The sequence below is a fragment of the Candidatus Laterigemmans baculatus genome (genome assembly GCF_010367455.1).
GTDB classification, from domain to species: Bacteria; Planctomycetota; Planctomycetia; order Pirellulales; family Pirellulaceae; genus Laterigemmans; species Laterigemmans baculatus.
On the sequence record NZ_WRPR01000149.1, the window covers coordinates 39,959 to 57,017 of the forward strand.

Here is a 17,059-nt window from a genome sequence, read left to right on the forward strand (position 1 = left end):
CGGAACGAGCTGGCGGAGCGGGCGGAGAACAGAATCGCGACGTACTACGGTGAACTACTGTCGCCGATTCCACGCAGTCTGGCCAGCAGGGAGGGCCGCGCTTCGGCGACGAGCTCCGCGATGTCAGCCTCAAAAATCTCCGCGGGCACTTTGCGGCTGAGCTCAGCAAAGGCTTTGCCAAGGGTCTCATCGGCTTCCCCATCCCCGCCCAGTTCGTCGAGCACCAACAGCAAGCTGGCGATCGGTCCATCCCAGTCGATGTCCGGATCTCGAGCCGCCGGCAACTCGCTGCGGATCCGCAGGCTCTCGACCCAGACTCGCCCCCCGCCGATGTCAAGCGCCCGCGCCCGGAGCGCGTTCTCGTAGTGCGTGTGCTGGCCGATCAGGGTCGTATGCAGTTCCGAGCGTCCAGAGACGCGAGCCCGCACGACCAACGAGCGATCGTCGCAGTGCTCGAGCCGTTCGCTGAGAAAATTGCCGAAGCGATCGACGATCTCGTCGACGTGGTCGTGCTCGCCAAGGTCGATCGGGCAGATCTCCCACCGCACGACGTCGAGCGGCACGAACGTCCGCGTCGTCTGCCGGTTCCCGCCAATGTCAACGAGCACGCACCCCTTGGGGCCCGTCTCGCGGGTGTGGCGACCTTGCACGTTGCCCGCGAAAACCACGGGAGCGGTTCCCTCGAGATGACGCTCGCCGCGGAGATGGATGTGCCCGAGAGCCCAGTAGTCGTAGCCCTTGTCGGCCAGATGCTGGGGAGTGCAGGGAGCGTAGGGTTCGTGCCCTTCTCCGCCGGTCAGACTCGTGTGCAGCAGCCCCAGATTGAACATTCCGGCGTCGGGTTCGGGATACTGCAGGGCCAAGTTATCGGTCTCGGCGCGGTTGCGAAACGAGAGCCCATGGATCGAGACGCCGAGCGACTCGAGCCGCACCGTCTCGGGACGCTTGGAGGAGAGCAGGATCGGCGAGCCGTCGGGGTTCTGGGGCAACGGCAACGACTGCGTGAGTATGCTCGCCGCGTCGTGGTTCCCGCGGATCACGTACAACGGGATCCCGTGGCTGATCAGCTTCGTCGCTTGGCGGACGAAGAACAGCCCAGTGTTGTGGTCCCGCCAATCGCCGTCGTAGAGATCGCCGGCGATGACCACGAAGTCGACCTCTTCGCGGATCGCCAGATCGACCAGATTCTCCAGCGCTCGCCGAGTGGCTCCGCGAATCTCCTCGACCGGAGCCCCCTCGTACGATTCGAGCCGTTGCAGCGGACTGTCGAGATGGATGTCGGCAGCGTGGATGAAGCGTGGCATAGGAAAATCGTACGAGAGTCGGCCGGCATCCGCTACTGCCGCTTGCGGCCCCGCTTGCGGAACCGATCTCGCGCTTCCCCCACCGCGTCGACCATCGCATCGACCTCGTCCGGGGTGTTGTAGAAATAGAAGCTCGCCCGCGTGCTCGCCGTGATCCCCAGCGACTGGTGCAGCGGCATTGCGCAGTGATGGCCGGCGCGGACAGCAATTCCTCGCGTGTCGAGCCACTGGGCGATGTCGTGGGCGTGGATCCCTTCGATCGCAAAACTGACGATGCCCGCTTTATGCTCCGGAGCCGGACCCAAAATCTCCAGTCCCGGAATCTCTCGCAAACCGGCTTCGGCTCGTTCGACCAGCTGACGCTCGTATCGACCAATCGCTTCGAGACCGACGTGGCCGAGATACTCGACCGCCGCTTCCAGACCGATCGCTTCGGTGATCGGCGGCGTCCCCGCTTCAAACTTTTCGGGCAGCGGTGCGGGTTCGAAGCCCCGCGTCGTGACGCGGTGGATCATCGCGCCGCCACCGAGGAACGGCGGCATCGCGTCGAGCACTGCTTCGCGGCCGTAGAGGACGCCGATACCGGTCGGTCCGCAGACTTTATGACCGCTGAAGACGACGAAATCCGCCCCCCACTCGCGCACGTCCACCGGCCCATGCGGCGCTGCTTGAGCTGCATCGACCAGCGTCGCTGAGCCTCGCTCGCGAGCCATCTCCACGAGTGCGGCGACTGGATTGACCGTCCCCAGCACGTTGCTGACGGCCGTGAAGGCGAACATCTTGGGACGCAGCGCGTCGAGCATTCTGGCGACGCTCTCCAGATCCAACCGGCCGTCGTCGGTGAGCGGCACGAAATGGACGTGCGCCCCGACCTGCGTCGCCAACTGAAACCAGGGGACGATGTTCGCGTGATGCTCGGCCATCGTCAGCAGGATATGGTCACCTTCGCCGACGTTTGCCGACCCCCAAGCCCGGGCAACCGTGTTGATCGCGGCGGTCGTGCCGGCCGTGAAAATCAGCTCGCGGGCGTGCTCGGTGTTGAGGAACCGGGCGACCGTCTTGCGTGCTCGCTCGTACCGCTCGGTCGACTCTTCGCTGAGCGTATGGATTCCGCGGTGGACGTTGGCGTAATAGCCGCGATAGCAGTCGGCGATCGCGTCGATGACCGCCGCCGGGTGCTGTGTGCTGGCGGCGTTGTCGAGGTAGGCCAGCGGCGCACCGCTCCGCGAGCGGGTCGTGAGCACCGGAAAATCGCTTCGGAAGCGGCCTGCGTCGAGCGCGAAGGCTTCGGTCACCGTCATCAGCTCTCCTCACTCAAACTCGGTCCGCCAAAGCTGTCCACCTCGGCATCTTCATCCTCGCCGTCGATTGGCGAATGCATCGCTGCCTGCAGCACTCGCCAAGAGAGCAGGCAGCATTTTTGTCGGTTCGGCGTCAGGCTCGCCTGGAACAGCGCGAGCATGTCCTCGGCCGAGAACTGCTTGAGTTCCTCGACCGTCATCCCCTCGATCCGCTCCATCAGCATCGAAGCGGAAGACTGGCTGACCGTGCAACCGTCGCCTTCGAACCACGCCTGGCGGACCCGCCCCTCGTCATCGAGTTCGATCTCGACGCGGACGACGTCGCCGCAAAGCGGATTGTCCCCCTCGTGAGCATGCGTAGCCACTTCGCAGTGGCCGCGATGGTAGGGATCTTCGTAGTGCGGCAGCACGTGTTCTTCGTAGATGTCGCGTTCGTCGATCGACATGTCGTCAGCAAGCGAAAGAGCGGATGGAGAAACGAGCAGATCGATTTAAGTCTACGCGAGTTGTCAAAAATCGGACAGGGGCAGCCCCCAGCCCCCTCTTCCGCAGACGTCGGAAAGTCGAGCCTCCATTGTGGCTCGTAGATCGTCCCACGCTGGGGTTGCTCTCGGGGGGCGGTCGTTGCTATTGCTCATCATCGTCGATGGTGGGGGGATCACCACCTGGAAATTCATCCGCTGCTATGCCCTACGGACTGTACGTCTCGGCTGCCGGTGCCAACGCTCAGAATCACCGGCTGCAAGTTCTCAGCAATAATCTGGCCAACGTCCAGACGGCTGGTTACAAGCCGCAGCAGGCGATCATGCAGGCCCGTTTTGCCGAGCTGATTGAGCGCGGTGAAGTGCCTCCAGGTACGGGCGGGATCGACGACGTCGGGGGCGGAGTCACCGTCCAGCCGGTCGCCACCCAGTTTGGAGAGGGATTGCTCCGCAGTACCGGCAACGAAACCGATTTTGCGATCAACGACAGCGAGTCTTTTTTCGTCGTCCAGCGGGGCGACAAATCGCTGCTGACTCGAGCCGGTGACTTTCTGTTCGACAGCGCGGGGCGGTTGATCAATCAGGCAGGCGATCCGGTGCTCGACACCGGCGGCCGACCCATCGCCATCGATCCGACGCTGCCGCACAGCGTGCTCGACGGCGGCCGGATCCAGCAGGCCGGCGAAACGTTCCAGTTGATGCTGGCGCGGCCGCAGGAACTCGGCGAGCTGAAGCATCTCGGTGGCAACCTGTTCGAGGCGCCAGCGGAATTTGACCTTGTTCGCGGCAACGCGCGTCCGGTAGTCAGCGGGTTCATCGAGCAGTCGGGAGTCAAGCCGACGGCGGCGATGATGGAGTTGATCGAGGCCAGCCGGGCCTACGAGGCAAACGTGCGGATGATCCAGAACCAGGACCACGTCATCGGCTCGCTGATCTCCCGCGTGTTGCAAGCCTAGGTTTCACCCAAGGAAGTTGGATGAGCGTTCAAACGTTGTATACCGCGGCCACTGGCATGGACGCGATGCAGACCAAGCTGGACGTGATCGCCAACAACTTGGCGAACATCAACACGACCGGCTTCAAGAAGGACCGCGCGAACTTCGAAGACTTGCTCTACCGCACCGAGGTCTACCCCGGCGTGCAGGATGCTTCGCAGCAGTCAACGGCCGTCGGGACGCAAGTCGGTCTCGGTGTCCGGATCTCGAGCACGCAAGCCGATCAGCGGCAGGGGACGCTGCAGCAAACGGGGCGCGATCTTGATATCGCGATCGAAGGCTCAGGGTTGTTGCGAGTGCTCGACCCCGGCACGCAGGCGCCGATGTACACGCGGGCCGGAAATCTCAATATCAACGCCGACGGCCAACTCGTTATTGGTTCGGCCCAGACCGGGCGGTTGCTCGATCCGCCGATCCAGATTCCCAACGACGCGATCAATATCGTGATCAATCCCAATGGGCAGGTCATGGTGCGGCAGCCGGGAAATGTCGAGTTGCAGCAGCAGGGGCAAATCCAGCTCTCCCAGTTCGTGAACCCCGATGGGCTGCTCAAGGTCGGCGAAAATATGTATGTCCAGACCGACGCTTCGGGGCCCGAGCAGAACAGTGAGCCCGGTCAGAACGGCGTCGGAATTATTCGGCAGCAGAACCTGGAAGCTTCCAATGTCGAGCCGGTGCAGGAATTAATCGATCTGATAACCACGCAGCGGGCGTTCGAATTAAATAGCCAGGCAGTTCAGGCCGGCGACCAAATGATGCAGACGATTTCCAATCTGCGTCGGTTCTAAGGTGAGTATGTTGTGAACTGCGTATCCGGCTTCCTTGCGACGACCGTGCGCCGCCACTCTATTCTCGGGGGTGTTGGTGGCATGCGCGTGGCGACGCAGTTCATTTGCGCGCTGGCAGGTTTGGTTTTGGCGGCCGGCTCGTTCGTATTCGCGGCTCCGCCGGAGTCTCCGTCGGCCCAGTTGGCTGCGCTGCCTGGCGGAGTGCGAGATGCGCCTGAGTCGGTTGGCGGAGCGGCAACGCCGATGGCGATGCTTCAGCTCCGCGGCGATGTCGTCCTCGACAGTGTGATCGTGCGACTCGCCGATGTGGCCGCGCCGGTGGGTCAAGCTCCAGCGGGCTGGGAGCGGGCCGCCGCAGCCGCGGTGGGATTGCTGCCGACCGATGGACGGCGCCTGCGAATCGAACGTCAGCGGCTGAGCGAGATGCTGTATCGGTCGGGGTTGCTCGGGGAGCGAGTGCGGTGGAGTGGTCCCGAAACGGTCACGCTCCGGTATGCCGAGCCTGTGGGCAAAACGTTCGCCGGCCGGGTTCGCCCTGTCGCCGCAGTCGGGCCGGTCGTCGCAGCGGGGCTTGCGGCCGACGCCGCGCCGCTGGCGCCCGCCGAGCGGAACCGAATCCGGCGAATGATCGAAGTCGCTTTCGAGCAGACGTACGAGCGTCTTGACGAGCGGTACGAATTCACAGTTGACCATCGGCAGGCGAATTTTGCGGCCCTCGACGGGCTGCGGGCGATCCGCTCGTTGCAGCTTGCCGATGAGCCCACCTCCGGAAAGCCTGGCGGTCAGACGCTCGCGATGATCATCCGTGGCGAGACGGAGTTCGAGCGAGTCGAGGCGACGCTTCGAATCGAGTTGGTCGAGCTGCCGCTGGCAGTCGTTGCCGGCCGGACGCTTACCCGTGGGGACATTATCGCCGACGGGGACGTGCGTCTCGAGCCCGTCGCCCGCGAGCGATTTCACGATTCCTTGATTCGCGATTTGGAATCCGTCGTGGGCATGGAAGTCAAACGCTCGATCTCCGAGGGGCGGCTGATGGATCTCGATGACGTGACAGCCCCGCTGGTGATCCGCCGTGGCGACTTGGTCGAGCTCCGCGTCGTCGGTGGAGGTGTCACGGTTACCACGGCAGCACGAGCGCTGGACTCCGCAGCGGCCGGGGAGCCGGTGAGCGTGGAAACGCAATCGCCACGCCGCAAGCTGTTCGGACACGCGGTCGCTCACGGTGTCGTCGAGATCGTCACCCGGCCGCCGGCGACAGCCAACCCGGGCCAGTAGAGATCGGAGAGCTGGAACCCGGCTGGGGATTTGAGGTTTGAGATTTTGGTTGCTGGTGTTTGTTTGTTTCCCGCTGAGCTGACACAACGATGATGGATAATTTTGCTACCGCCCGGCGATGCCTTTTGGCTGTGGCGGTCGGTGGGCTCGTCACCGCAGCGGAGACGTCGGCTCGCGGGCAGGACGGATCGTTGCTGCATGCCGCGCCGCCGGTCGCCATGGCGCCGCCAGTCGCCATGGCGCCCCCGGTCGCTGCGGCGCCTCCGACCACAGTGGGAACCGCCGGTGGCGTGCGGCAAGTCGCTGCGACCGCTGGGGTTCCTCCGGCACTCACGCCACCGCCGCGCAGTGCTGGAGGTGCGGGCTATCCGGCGAGCCCCTACGTGCCGCAGGGGATCCCGCTCAGCGGAGCGAGTTGGACTTACGTACCACCGGCTGCGGTGCGGACTTATCAGAAAAACGACATCGTCACGATCCGCGTCGATGAGCTGTCGCGAATGCAGGCCGAAGGGAACGCCGAGAATCGCCGCAACGCGCTGTACGACGCGCTGTTGAAAGATTGGATTGAGCTCGACGGGCTCGACCTCAAGCCAGCGCCGCAAAATGACGGCGACCCGCGGGCGCAAGGTTCGCTCAATCAGCTCTATCGGGCGGACGCTTCGCTCGAGTCTCGCGAGTCGCTGTCGTTCAACATCGCGGCCCGCATCGTGGACGTTCGGCCCAATGGTGATCTGGTGCTGGAGGCGCGAAAAACGATAAAGGTCAACGAGAACGTTTGGGAGACGTCCCTTTCGGGGATCTGCCGACCGGTCGACATCGCTCCGGATAACGTGGTGCTGAGCCGAGATTTGCTGGACATTCGGATCGACAAGCAGGACCGGGGAAGGCTCCGCGATGGGTATCGTCGAGGTTGGTTCACGCGGTGGTGGGAAACGCTCGCCCCGTTCTAGACGCTGTTCACTCTGCCATTGAATCCGAGTTTGCCGATGTGGTTCCCTCGCCATCACCGCCCGTTTCCTGCCGTCCTGCTGCTGGTCGGGTTCGTGCTGGCAGTGGAGGTTTCGCCCGCGCGTGGGGAGGGACTTCGGCTTCGCGACGTGTGCCGTCTGAAGGGGCAGGAGGTCAACACGCTGCAGGGTTTAGGATTAGTCGTCGGGCTTCGGGGAACCGGGGATGCGGACGCCAAACCCACCGCTCGTGCACTCTCGCGGATGATGCAGTTGATGGGGGGCCAGATGTCGACGGATCCCCGCGGCCAGCTGATGCTTGAGGACGTGGAGGATGCCCGGAACGTTGCGCTGGTGTTCGTCAGCGCTCGGATTCCTCCCGTCGGAGCCCAGCAGGGAGACCGTCTCGACTTGGTCGTCAATGCGATCAGCGCCAAGAGCCTGGAGGGGGGCTACTTGATGCTGACTCCGCTGCTCGGGCCACGTGCTGACAATCCCACCGTCTATGCCGTCGCCGAAGGTCCGCTGCGGATATCCGAGAACGGTTCGGCGACCACGGCCACGGTGCATCAGGGGGCCAAGATGGAGGCCAACGTGATGGCGCCATTTCACCGCGATGGCAAATTGACGCTGATCATCGACCGCGACATCGCAGATTTCGACACCAGTCAGCGGATCGAAGAAGCAATCAACTCGCTCCCCGATTTCTCCTTCGGCGGCGGTAGTGAGGGTTTCTCGCCGGGGATGGCGGGCTCTCGTTCGGAGCCCAGCGCCCGAGCGATCGACCAACTGCATATCGAGGTGCAGATTCCCGAAGTCTATCGCGACAACCCCATCATGTTCGTCTCGGGGATGATGGCGGCCCCAATCTCGCTGCCTTCCAAGTCGAACCGCGTCGTGATCAACGAGCGTGAGGGAGTCGTGGTCATCGGGGAGGATGTGGAGATCGCACCGGCGCTGATCACCCACCAAAACCTCCGCATCGAAGCCAAGGGCGAAGCGGGGCTCGTTCCGCTTGACCAAATGGGACGCCCGGGGAGCAACGCAAAGCTCAAAGCTCTGGCCGATGCTCTCAACGCGCTCGACGTTCCCGCGGCCGATCTCATCGCCATCATCAAAGCGCTCAAGCGCAAAGGCGATTTGTACGGCGAGGTGATTTTTCAATAAGACAGCCATAGGCAGTGCAAGAGCGCACATCCCATCACCCTCCCGCTTGCGGGAGGGTCGGGCTCTCAGGCCCGGGGAGGGTTTTTGCACGCCCTCCCCGCTCGTTCCTCGCGACGCTCCCGGGGGGAGGGTGATGGAACAAACTCGCACCCCAGTTTTTGAAGTACCCCATGAACATTTTGCCGAATCAGACGCAGCGGCTGACTCCCCCGTCAACGCTCGGCGCGCCCCCCTCCCCCGCGGCCGATCCGGCGCGGGAAGCGTTTCGCGATTTCGTGGGCCAAACGCTGTTCGGCCAGATGCTCTCTTCGATGCGAAGCACCGTCGGAACTCCCGCCTATTTTCATGGCGGCAGGACTGAGGAAATTTTCCAGGAGCAGATGGACCAGATTCTGGTCGAGGATATCACCGAGAAGTCGGCAGACACGATCGCTGATCCGATGTACGAACTGTTCTCCCTGCGGAGGTCGTGAGCGAATGGTTGATGCGAATTGGATAGACGCCGTTGCCGCGTACCTCAAGCGACTCGACCTGGCTGTCGGTGCGCTCGCCGCGGCGCTCGATCGCTTTGAAGCTTTGCCGGCTCTGACGGGCGAGGGCGATCCGTCGGAACCCGCCGTGGCCACAGCCGAAGCCTCCGCACAGCTCGAGTCGCTGCTCGAAGAGCGTGCCGAGTTGCTCGCCGGCTCGCGAGTCGAAGGACGGCGAGGGCGTTCGCTTCGTACGGTGCTCGAGCACTGCGGCGAAGCGGAGTTGCTGCAGGAGTGCGAGCGAATCGCCGCGCGGATCGAGGAGCAGCGAGTCCGGACGATCAGCAGCTTTGTCACGCACTTTCATCTGGCCGAGGCGAGCAAGGACTTGGTGCGAATTCTGACGCGTTCCGGTTCCTCGCCGGGAACGTACGCGGGACCAGGAGCCATTCGTGCTCAGGGATACGCTGGCGGCGGGTTGCTCGACGAAGCGGCCTGACGTTTCGGGCGACTTTGCGGATTGTATCGATCGTCGGGCGGGCAATCGCCGATACCGATGGATGAGTAGCTCTCGTCCACGGTGGAGGTATTGCAATGTCCCTGTTCAGCACGATCCACAACTCCGCCGGTGCGCTGCAGTCCGCTCAGATCGGGTTGCAGACGGTTGGCAACAACATTGCCAACGCGAACACCGAAGGCTACATCCGCCAGAACTATATTCAGACGACTCCGGCCCCCTCGCGCTCTGGTCAGCTAATTATCGGTCATGGCGTCCGCCCGGCCGGAATCACCCAGCAGATCGATCAAGCGCTGGCCGAACGGATGTGGGACGCGGGCAGCCAGCTGGCGTCGGGGGCACTGCAGGACAAGACCCTCACACAGCTCCTGTCGCTGATGAACGATCTCGACGGGACCGGGCTCAATGACGAGCTCACGGCGCTCAATGGAGCGCTGCACGACTTGGCCAATGAGCCAAATGATGCCTCGCTTCGCCAAGTCGTGATCCTCACCGCCGAGTCGCTCACGCTGAAGATGAATCGAACGCACAAAGAGGCGCTTCGCGTCCGTTCGGATCTCGACGCGGCATTGGTCGACACGGTCGATCGGGTCAACGACCTCGGTGAAAAGATTGCTAAGCTCAATCTCCAGATCAGCACGATCGAGGGGGGGCGACTGATCGGCAGCGATGCGACCGGTTTGCGAGACGACCGCTATCGAGCGATCGAGGAGCTTTCGCAACTGATCGACGTCAACGTCCAGGAGCAGGCGACCGGGACCGTGAGCATCTTCGTGCAAGGTGACTATCTGGTCTCGGAGATCTACAACCGCGAACTGAAGATCGACTACACCAAAGTTGAGGAGGGGGGGGAGATCCGTTTTCGCGACAACAATGCTGAGCTGCAACTCAGCGGCGGCGAGTTGTACGCGATCAAGCGAGGCCGGGATGTTCAGGTGGGCGAAGTGCTCAACGATCTCGACGACCTCGCCCGAACCCTGGCGCGGGAGTTCAACACGCTTCACTCTCAGGGACAGGGGCACCGCGGGTACGACTCGCTGACCACCGCCGAGGCGTTCGTTCCGGACGCCGCGCTCGACGCCGCCGGGCTGGCTTGGACCCCTGAGGCGGGCGCGTTCGATTTGACGCTAGTCGACGAGGCGGGCAAGCGGCTGTCAACGCATCGGATCGACGTCCGGCTCGGCGATCCCGACCGAGACGGGGGAAGCACGGTCGCCTCGATCATCGCCGATATCGATCGGATCGATGGGCTGAGCGCGGAACTGACGCCGAATGGACAGCTGCGAATTGCCAGCGATCTGCCGGGAGTCGAATTCACCTTCGGCGGCGACACCTCTGGATTTGTCGCGGCGGCCGGGCTCAACACGTTCTTCGTGGGCCGCGGAGCCGAGTCGCTGGCGGTCAATTCGGTGCTCAAAGACGACCCCAGCATGTTGGCGATCAGCCGTGGAGGGATCGGTGCCGACACCGACGGACTGACCGAAATAGTCGATCTGCTCGATGCTGACATCGAACGGGAAGGAGGCGTCTCGATCCGCGACAAGTACGCGAAGATGGCCAACCGCCTCGCCTTGGCGACCTCCAATCAGCAAGCGGCGACGCAGGGTCTGCAGTCGTTCTACGCCACGCTGCAGGGTGAGCACTTGGCGATCACGGGCGTCAACATGGATGAGGAAGCGCTGCGGATGATCACTTACCAACGCGCCTTCCAAGCGGCATCGCGCGTGATCGCCACGGCCAGCGAGATGCTCGAATTACTGACGTCGCTCTAACCTCCCCGTGACCCTCTCCGATTCATCATCAGCCGCCGGGCGCTAGCCCCCGGTTCCCGAAAACGCTGTGATAACCGGACGCTAGCGCGTTGCGGCTGATTGAACACAGCGTGATGCGACGTTAGTTGCTCAGCGCACCGGAACCCGCGGCTAGCGCCGTCGGCACACCCGCGGCTAGCGCCGTCGGCTCACCCGCGGCTAGCGCCGTCGGCTCACCCGCGGCTAGCGCCGTCGGCTCAGGTATTGGTGACGAAGATCGGTTGCCAACGACCATCGATCCGCCGCTCCTGCGGCACGAACCGTGACTTGTAATTCAGGTGCGGATTCCCGGCGACGTACATGCCCAGGTAGACGTACCGCCGTGAAGTGGCGGCGGCCAGTTCGATCTGTTTGAGGATCGAATAAGTCCCGAGACTGAGTTTGGCACAGTCGGGATCGAAGAAGCAGTAGACTGCTGAAAGGCTGGTCGCTCCCAGGTCGACCGTCGCCAGGGCCACCAGCCGCTCGCCCATCCAGTACGATAGTTCCTGCGTGTCGCAGCAGCTCTCGACCAAGAACGCTTCGTAGTCGGCCAAGCTGAGCGGTCCACCACTCGACGCCAAATTCCGTTCGTCACGATGGCGATTGAGCAGATCGACGCGACTGCGATCGGCCATCGGCGGCTGCAAGCGGCACTCCAGGACTCGATCGCCGCGATCGCGAACCCGCCGCAGCGAACGGCTCCAGCAAAACCGCTCCACGTCCAACCGCGTCGGCTCGCAGGCTTGGCAGCCCCCGCACCGGGTGCGGTACAAAAAGGTTCCACTGCGGCGGTAGCCCGCCTCCATGTACGCGTCAAACTCCGCGGGGCTGACCAGTCGGATTGGCCAGTGCAGCGGCATCCGCGCCTGACGACCCTCGAGATACGGACAGGGCTGCGGCTGGTCGTGGATCATCACCAGCGCATTGCTGGTCAGCGGGCTATCGACGGGGGTCAGTTGATGGCGCATGAGGGGACAGCCCGGAAGGGGACGAGCAGAGCCGCCGAAGTTACCCCTATTCTAGCGGTTCACCGTGGGTGAGTCGCCTTTCGCTCCGCGTTTAGTCGCCTTTCGCTCCGCGTTTAGTCGCCTTTCGCTCCGCGAAAGTAGCGCATCGAACCGTGCATTTGCGCTACTTTCGCGGAGCGAAAGGCGACTCTGCTCGGGCGGCTCAGGAGAACTCGGCGTATTCGTCGAATTCGCTGTGCCGGTCGGGAGCCTTATCGTAGAACCGGGTGAAGTCCTTCTCCCACACCAGTTCGACTTCGCCGACCGGACCGTTACGCTGCTTGGCGATGATGATCTCGGCCTGCCCAGCGTACTGGGCCTGGTCCTCGCCGCGGTGGTAGTACTCTTCGCGGTGGACGAACATCACGACGTCGGCGTCCTGTTCGATGGCCCCCGATTCCCGCAAGTGGCTCAGCCGCGGGCGGTGGTCCTTGCCCTCTTCGGCTTGCCGGTTGAGCTGGGAGAGGCAGAGCACCGGGACGTCGAGCTCACGGGCCATCCCTTTCAGGCGGCGGGCGATTTTCGCCACCTGTTCTTGGCGCGGGTCGCGGGGGTTGTCCGGCTCGATCAACTGCAGGTAGTCGATCACGATCAATCCGAGTTTGCCGTGGCGGCGCTTGATCCGCCGGGCGCCGGCGGCGATCTCGCTGACCGTGCGGCTCGGCGAATCGTCGACGAACAGTGGCGATTGGCTGATCTCGCTGGCCGTCTGGCTCAGCCGAATCCGATCGTCGTTGCTGATCGTTCCGTTTCGCAGCCGGTGACCATTGACCTTGGCCAACGAGCAGAGCATTCGGTCAGCCAACTCGATCGCCGCCATTTCCAAGCTGATGAACAGCACCGGCTCTTGGAGCTCGATCGCCACGAACTGGGCGATGTTCATCGCGAACGCCGTTTTCCCCATACTCGGGCGAGCGGCGAGAATGATCATCTCGGTGTTGTGCAGCCCGCCGGTCATGTCGTCGAAGTCTTTGAAGCCCGTCTCGACTCCCCCTTCGACGTGCTCGCCGGCCAAACGGGCGTCGATGCGGTCCATCGACTGGTGCAACACGTCGCTGATCGCGTTCAGCGAATTGGCCGTCCGCCCGTCCATGATCGAGAAGATTTTCTGCTCGGCCTGGGCGACGAGATCACGAGCATCGTGCGTCTGCTCGTAGGCGTCGGCGAGGATCTCGGTGCTCGACTCGATCAGCTTCCGGAAAGTGGCTTTCTCGGCGACGATCTGGGCGTAGTAGACGGCGTGGGCCGCGTTCGGAACCGCTTGGCTCAGCTGCCCGAGGTAGGCGGCCCCGCCGATCGCTTCGAACTGCTCCTTGCGTTTGAGTCGCGAGACGAGCAGGGTGATGTCGATCTTTTCCCCTTCGTCGTACATCTCGCGAAGGACCGCATAGAGTTTGCGGTTAGCGTCGTCGTAGAAGTCGTCCGGACGCAGCAAGGTCGCCAAATCGTCGCAGCATTCGGGCAGGATCAGAACGCTTCCCAGGACCCCCATTTCGGCCTCGAGGTCGAACGGGGGATGGCGTTTGAGGATCTCCGCGGTACTGCTCCGCCGCGGTTTGTCGCCGCGCTGCCGCGATCCACTGCCCTTGCCGTCGTTGCTATTGGCGATCAAAGCCGATCCACTCCGTTTGGATTTGCTGGTTTGCGGCACACGTGCCCACTGCTTCGCTCTCCCGGGAATCGGGCCCCAAGGTCTTGAGGCCCCCGGGTTTTGAGGTCCCAGCATGGTCGTCGCTCGCTGGCGAGGACGCAACCGAGGCTGTCCCGGCGTGCCCGCCGAACCGGGGTTTACCTCTTTTTATCGGCACTTCCCGGAGTCTCGATCCACTCCGAGCGGCTGTGGACAACCGGTCGAGCGACTGCTGCGCGACGCCAGCGGGGAATTTTACCATGCGTCGGTGACCGCTGGGGGGCAAGGCTGGGGGGGCAGCAGCTTGCTGGCCGTTTGGCTGGTTGTTTACAACGGGGCGGTCTCCCGATCCCTATGTCTCTCGAGTGGTTGAGGCCGGTTTGTCTAAGAAGAAACGCCGTCGCATCTTCAAACCGTTTCGTCGTGCCTCGCGTCCCGGTGCGGTGCCCGGTACGATCCGCCCGGCGGCCGATGCGCCCCCGCCGCTGATCGATTTGTTCGCCTACGACGAACACCGGGTCCACCGAGCCAAGAACGTCACGGCCGAGGAAGTCGCCCGCGCTCGAGGCTCGGCCCGCGTCGTGTGGATCAATGTCAGCGGGCTCGGCGACGCCGACGTGATCCGCTCGGTGGGGCAGACGTTCGGGCTTCACGAGTTGGCCCTCGAAGACGTGGTCAACGTGCACCAGCGGGCGAAGGTCGAGGAGTTCGAGCACTATCTGTTCGTCGTCGCCCGGATGGTGAGAAACCACCAGGAGCGGCTCGAGAGCGAGCAGTTCAGTCTGTTCATCGGATCGAACTTCATCGTCACGTTTCAGGAGCATGTGGGGGACTGCTTCAACGGGATCCGCAATCGCTTGCGGTCCCCCGAGAGCCCGCTGCGGTCGCGGGGGCCCGACTTTCTCGCCTACGCGTTGCTCGACGCCGTGATCGATGCCTACTTTGCTCCGATCGAAGCCTTTGGTGAGTCGCTCGAGCGAATCGAAGACGAGCTCGAGATCCGTCCGACTCCGGAGCTGGTCGGACAATTGCACCAGATCCGTAGCGATTTGCTCCTGCTCAGGCGATCGATCTGGCCTCAGCGAGAAGCGATCAACAACTTGCTCCGCGACGACAACCGCTTGATCACCCGCGACACGCGACTGTTCCTCCGCGACGTCTACGACCATACCGTCCAGCTGGTCGACGTCACCGAGACCTACCGAGAGCTATGCGCCGATTTGCGCGAACTGCACTACGCGCGGATCGGCCATCGGACCAACGAAGTGATGAAAGTCCTCACGATCATCTCCACGATCTTCATGCCGCTGAGCTTCATCACCGGACTCTACGGGATGAACTTCGACACCTCCGCCTCGCCGTTCAACATGCCGGAGCTGCACGCCCGGTACGGCTATCCGATGGCTTTGGCGGCGATGGCCACGACCGCCGGAATCCTGCTCTACTTCTTCCGCCGCCGAGGCTGGCTCCATCGCGAGATCTGATGGTCTGCCTTAGTCGCAGCAGGATGGCTCGCGGATCGATCGTTTAACGGCAAGCCGAAGGCGACGGAGTTTTGAAAAAGCAGTCGTCTTCGGCTTGCCATTAAACGAACCGAGCAGCAGTTTTTTTGGATGTCCACTCGGGGCTCGTCCAAGGGGGATTCCCCCGCGATTTGCGGCATTTCCGCAGGTCTGGGCGGTGGAGAGCTGAGGTCGGGGGGAGGATTTTTCAAGAAATTGAAAAGACGGATAGACGGCGGGAACCGGCGGTCGTAATCTTCCGCCTCGCAGCGTCGAAGGGCAGCGAAAAAGTTGCCCGCCGCACGTTACGCGGAACCGGGAATTTTCGGTTGAACCGGAACTCGAGTTCCGCGGTCATTGCAGCCGAAAGTGTACCTCGTTCGAAGATCGTCCGAACCAAATTTTCTTAAGGGGGTGGTCATCCACCTGTATGCTCACCGACATCCTGACGCCGCCGACGTTGCGGCAGCCCCAGCCCGTACTGAACTTTGATCAAGCACGAGCGTTGGGTGACCAGCACGGAACTCCGCTGTTGGTCGTGTCACGATCCCGGGTCATCGAAACCTACCGCACGATGCGGGAGAATTTGCCGGGAGTGGAGCTGTTCTACGCGGCGAAAGCCAACCCCGATCCGCACATCCTCAAGGTCCTGTGCGAAGAGGGTTGCAGCGTAGATGTCTGTTCCTACGGGGAACTTCAGGCGGCTCTCCAAGCCGGCTTCACCCCCGAGTCGATGTTGCATACGCACCCCTGTAAGACCGACCGCAACCTCTTGGACTGCTATGCCGAGGGCGTGCGGTGGTTTGTTTACGACAATCCGGCGGAATTGGACAAAATCGCCCGGCTGACCCCCGACGTGAATCTGCTCCTGCGATTGGCCGTTTCGGCCGACTCGAGCATGATCAATCTGTCCGCCAAGTTCGGCGCCGAACTCAGTTCAGCGATCGAGATGCTGCTCGAGGCCCGGCACCGGGGGCTGAACGTTCGCGGATTCTCGTTCCACGTCGGTTCGCAGTGCCTCAACCCTGGGGACTACGAAGCGGCGCTGGCCGGAGTGCGGCGAGTGTGGGATGAAGCGCTGCGGCTGGGCTTCGAACTGGAAGTGCTCGATATCGGCGGCGGTTTTCCCGCCCCGTATCGCGACGACCGGTTGATGCTCCTGGCCGAGTTCTGCCAGACCGTCTCGCGGGGACTGCAAGCAACCTTTGGCGATCTTCCGGTGCGGTTGATCGCTGAACCGGGCCGCGGGTTGTGTGCCGAGAGCGTCACCTTGATCACTCGGGTGATCGGCAAAAGCGTCCGCAGTGGCACCGCGTGGTACTTCATCGACGACGGCCTGTACGGCTCGTTCTCGGGCAAGGCGTTCGACCACACCGACTTCCAGCTGCTCGCGGACAATCCGTTTGGCCTGCCGACCAGCCCCTGCGTGGTCGCCGGACCGACGTGTGACAGTAGCGACGTGGTCTCTCGCGATCAGCTGCTGCCCGAGTTGAACATCGGCGACCTGTTGCTGGTCCCCACGATGGGAGCCTACACCGGCGCCAGCGCCTGTCCCTTCAACGGCCTGCCGGTCGCTAGCTCGGTCGCGATCGACTGAGCGGCAACGTCCCGCCGAGCAAACAACAAAAACGGGACTTTCGCCAAGCCGGCGGAAGTCCCGTTTTTTTTGTAGGGTCGCGTCCAGATACCCTCCTCCCGAACATTGGGCTCTACACAAGTCCAAGAGCTAGAAAAGGCACCGCCATCACCCTCCCCCCGGGAGGGTCGCGAGGAACGAGCGGGGAGGGTTTCCGCAACGGTGAGTTTCACGTAGGGCTATCGTTCGGGATTGCTCTCCCTCCCCTCGCTGACGCTCGACCCTCCCGGGGGGAGGGTGATGAC

Annotated in this window: 16 protein-coding genes; 11 read left to right on the top strand and 5 right to left on the bottom strand. The window is 63.1% G+C overall.

Translation table 11 applies throughout. From position 1 onward, the window contains the following. Positions 1-44 precede the first annotated feature (44 nt). From GNK13_RS21115 to GNK13_RS21125, 3 genes are read right to left on the bottom strand one after another with little or no spacing between them, the layout of a single operon-like run. Entirely contained in the window at positions 45-1,304 is a 1,260-nt protein-coding gene (locus GNK13_RS21115; RefSeq protein WP_164104616.1) for a metallophosphoesterase family protein, read from the bottom strand. Positions 1,305-1,336: 32 nt separating this feature from the next. After that, the gene (locus GNK13_RS21120) at positions 1,337-2,608 is read right to left on the bottom strand and encodes an aminotransferase class V-fold PLP-dependent enzyme (protein ID WP_390622539.1); all 1,272 of its coding nucleotides are present in this window, start codon (positions 2,606-2,608) and stop codon (positions 1,337-1,339) included. Continuing rightward, the gene (locus GNK13_RS21125) at positions 2,605-3,051 is read right to left on the bottom strand and encodes an iron-sulfur cluster assembly scaffold protein (RefSeq protein WP_164104618.1); all 447 of its coding nucleotides are present in this window, start codon (positions 3,049-3,051) and stop codon (positions 2,605-2,607) included. The genes GNK13_RS21120 and GNK13_RS21125 overlap by 4 nt, the downstream gene beginning before the upstream one ends. Positions 3,052-3,290: 239 nt before the next feature. On the opposite strand from GNK13_RS21125, the gene GNK13_RS21130 reads away from it, so the two are divergent. The 8 genes from GNK13_RS21130 to flgK all read left to right on the top strand — a co-directional run bounded on the left by GNK13_RS21130 (position 3,291) and on the right by flgK (position 11,018). Further along, entirely contained in the window at positions 3,291-4,043 is a 753-nt protein-coding gene (locus GNK13_RS21130) for a flagellar hook-basal body protein (RefSeq protein ID WP_164104619.1), read from the top strand. A gap of 20 nt (positions 4,044-4,063) precedes the next feature. Continuing rightward, the gene (gene flgG, locus GNK13_RS21135; protein ID WP_164104620.1) at positions 4,064-4,870 is read left to right on the top strand and encodes a flagellar basal-body rod protein FlgG; all 807 of its coding nucleotides are present in this window, start codon (positions 4,064-4,066) and stop codon (positions 4,868-4,870) included. Between the two features lie 81 nt (positions 4,871-4,951). Next, the gene (gene flgA / locus GNK13_RS21140) at positions 4,952-6,145 is read left to right on the top strand and encodes a flagellar basal body P-ring formation chaperone FlgA (RefSeq protein ID WP_164104621.1); all 1,194 of its coding nucleotides are present in this window, start codon (positions 4,952-4,954) and stop codon (positions 6,143-6,145) included. Between the two features lie 92 nt (positions 6,146-6,237). Beyond that, complete coding sequence (locus GNK13_RS21145) at positions 6,238-7,095, top strand: flagellar basal body L-ring protein FlgH (RefSeq protein WP_164104622.1); 858 nt, start codon at positions 6,238-6,240, stop codon at positions 7,093-7,095. A 36-nt stretch (positions 7,096-7,131) separates the two neighbouring features. Continuing rightward, a complete protein-coding gene (locus GNK13_RS21150; RefSeq protein ID WP_164104623.1) occupies positions 7,132-8,259 on the top strand; it encodes a flagellar basal body P-ring protein FlgI in 1,128 nt (375 codons plus the stop codon). 170 nt (positions 8,260-8,429) lie between these two features. Beyond that, positions 8,430-8,732, top strand: coding sequence for a rod-binding protein (locus tag GNK13_RS21155; protein ID WP_164104624.1), 303 nt, complete (start codon positions 8,430-8,432; stop codon positions 8,730-8,732). Between the two features lie 4 nt (positions 8,733-8,736). Further along, positions 8,737-9,228: a hypothetical protein gene (locus tag GNK13_RS21160; RefSeq protein ID WP_164104625.1), complete on the top strand. Its 492-nt coding sequence runs from the start codon at positions 8,737-8,739 to the stop codon at positions 9,226-9,228. 95 nt (positions 9,229-9,323) lie between these two features. After that, positions 9,324-11,018 carry a flagellar hook-associated protein FlgK gene (flgK, locus tag GNK13_RS21165; protein ID WP_164104626.1) on the top strand — a complete coding sequence of 565 codons (1,695 nt, stop codon included), beginning with the start codon at positions 9,324-9,326 and terminating at the stop codon, positions 11,016-11,018. Positions 11,019-11,254: 236 nt separating this feature from the next. Here the strand turns inward: flgK and GNK13_RS21170 are convergent, their stop codons facing one another. Together GNK13_RS21170 and dnaB are read right to left on the bottom strand one after the other, a co-directional pair. Continuing rightward, positions 11,255-12,007, bottom strand: a complete 753-nt coding sequence (locus GNK13_RS21170) for an arginyltransferase (protein ID WP_164104627.1) — start codon at positions 12,005-12,007, stop codon at positions 11,255-11,257. A 202-nt stretch (positions 12,008-12,209) separates the two neighbouring features. Continuing rightward, entirely contained in the window at positions 12,210-13,655 is a 1,446-nt protein-coding gene (gene dnaB, locus GNK13_RS21175) for a replicative DNA helicase (RefSeq protein WP_390622540.1), read from the bottom strand. 115 nt (positions 13,656-13,770) lie between these two features. On the opposite strand from dnaB, the gene GNK13_RS21180 reads away from it, so the two are divergent. The 3 genes from GNK13_RS21180 to GNK13_RS21190 all read left to right on the top strand — a co-directional run bounded on the left by GNK13_RS21180 (position 13,771) and on the right by GNK13_RS21190 (position 16,775). Then, a complete protein-coding gene (locus tag GNK13_RS21180) occupies positions 13,771-14,049 on the top strand; it encodes a hypothetical protein (RefSeq protein ID WP_164104629.1) in 279 nt (92 codons plus the stop codon). A gap of 7 nt (positions 14,050-14,056) precedes the next feature. Next, on the top strand, positions 14,057-15,160 hold the full coding sequence (corA, locus tag GNK13_RS21185; protein ID WP_164104630.1) for a magnesium/cobalt transporter CorA: 1,104 nt from the start codon (positions 14,057-14,059) through the stop codon (positions 15,158-15,160). 448 nt (positions 15,161-15,608) lie between these two features. After that, positions 15,609-16,775: a type III PLP-dependent enzyme gene (locus GNK13_RS21190; protein ID WP_164104631.1), complete on the top strand. Its 1,167-nt coding sequence runs from the start codon at positions 15,609-15,611 to the stop codon at positions 16,773-16,775. The last annotated feature ends 284 nt before the right edge of the window (positions 16,776-17,059 follow it).

Coding starts and splice junctions, on each gene's coding strand:
- GNK13_RS21115 (WP_164104616.1), bottom strand. CDS start 1,304: ATGCCACGCTTCATCCACGCTGCCGACATCCATCTCGACAGTCCGCTG.
- GNK13_RS21125 (WP_164104618.1), bottom strand. CDS start 3,051: ATGTCGATCGACGAACGCGACATCTACGAAGAACACGTGCTGCCGCAC.
- GNK13_RS21130 (WP_164104619.1), top strand. CDS start 3,291: ATGCCCTACGGACTGTACGTCTCGGCTGCCGGTGCCAACGCTCAGAAT.
- flgG (WP_164104620.1), top strand. CDS start 4,064: ATGAGCGTTCAAACGTTGTATACCGCGGCCACTGGCATGGACGCGATG.
- flgA (WP_164104621.1), top strand. CDS start 4,952: ATGCGCGTGGCGACGCAGTTCATTTGCGCGCTGGCAGGTTTGGTTTTG.
- GNK13_RS21145 (WP_164104622.1), top strand. CDS start 6,238: ATGGATAATTTTGCTACCGCCCGGCGATGCCTTTTGGCTGTGGCGGTC.
- GNK13_RS21150 (WP_164104623.1), top strand. CDS start 7,132: ATGTGGTTCCCTCGCCATCACCGCCCGTTTCCTGCCGTCCTGCTGCTG.
- GNK13_RS21155 (WP_164104624.1), top strand. CDS start 8,430: ATGAACATTTTGCCGAATCAGACGCAGCGGCTGACTCCCCCGTCAACG.
- GNK13_RS21160 (WP_164104625.1), top strand. CDS start 8,737: ATGGTTGATGCGAATTGGATAGACGCCGTTGCCGCGTACCTCAAGCGA.
- flgK (WP_164104626.1), top strand. CDS start 9,324: ATGTCCCTGTTCAGCACGATCCACAACTCCGCCGGTGCGCTGCAGTCC.
- GNK13_RS21170 (WP_164104627.1), bottom strand. CDS start 12,007: ATGCGCCATCAACTGACCCCCGTCGATAGCCCGCTGACCAGCAATGCG.
- GNK13_RS21180 (WP_164104629.1), top strand. CDS start 13,771: ATGGTCGTCGCTCGCTGGCGAGGACGCAACCGAGGCTGTCCCGGCGTG.
- GNK13_RS21190 (WP_164104631.1), top strand. CDS start 15,609: ATGCTCACCGACATCCTGACGCCGCCGACGTTGCGGCAGCCCCAGCCC.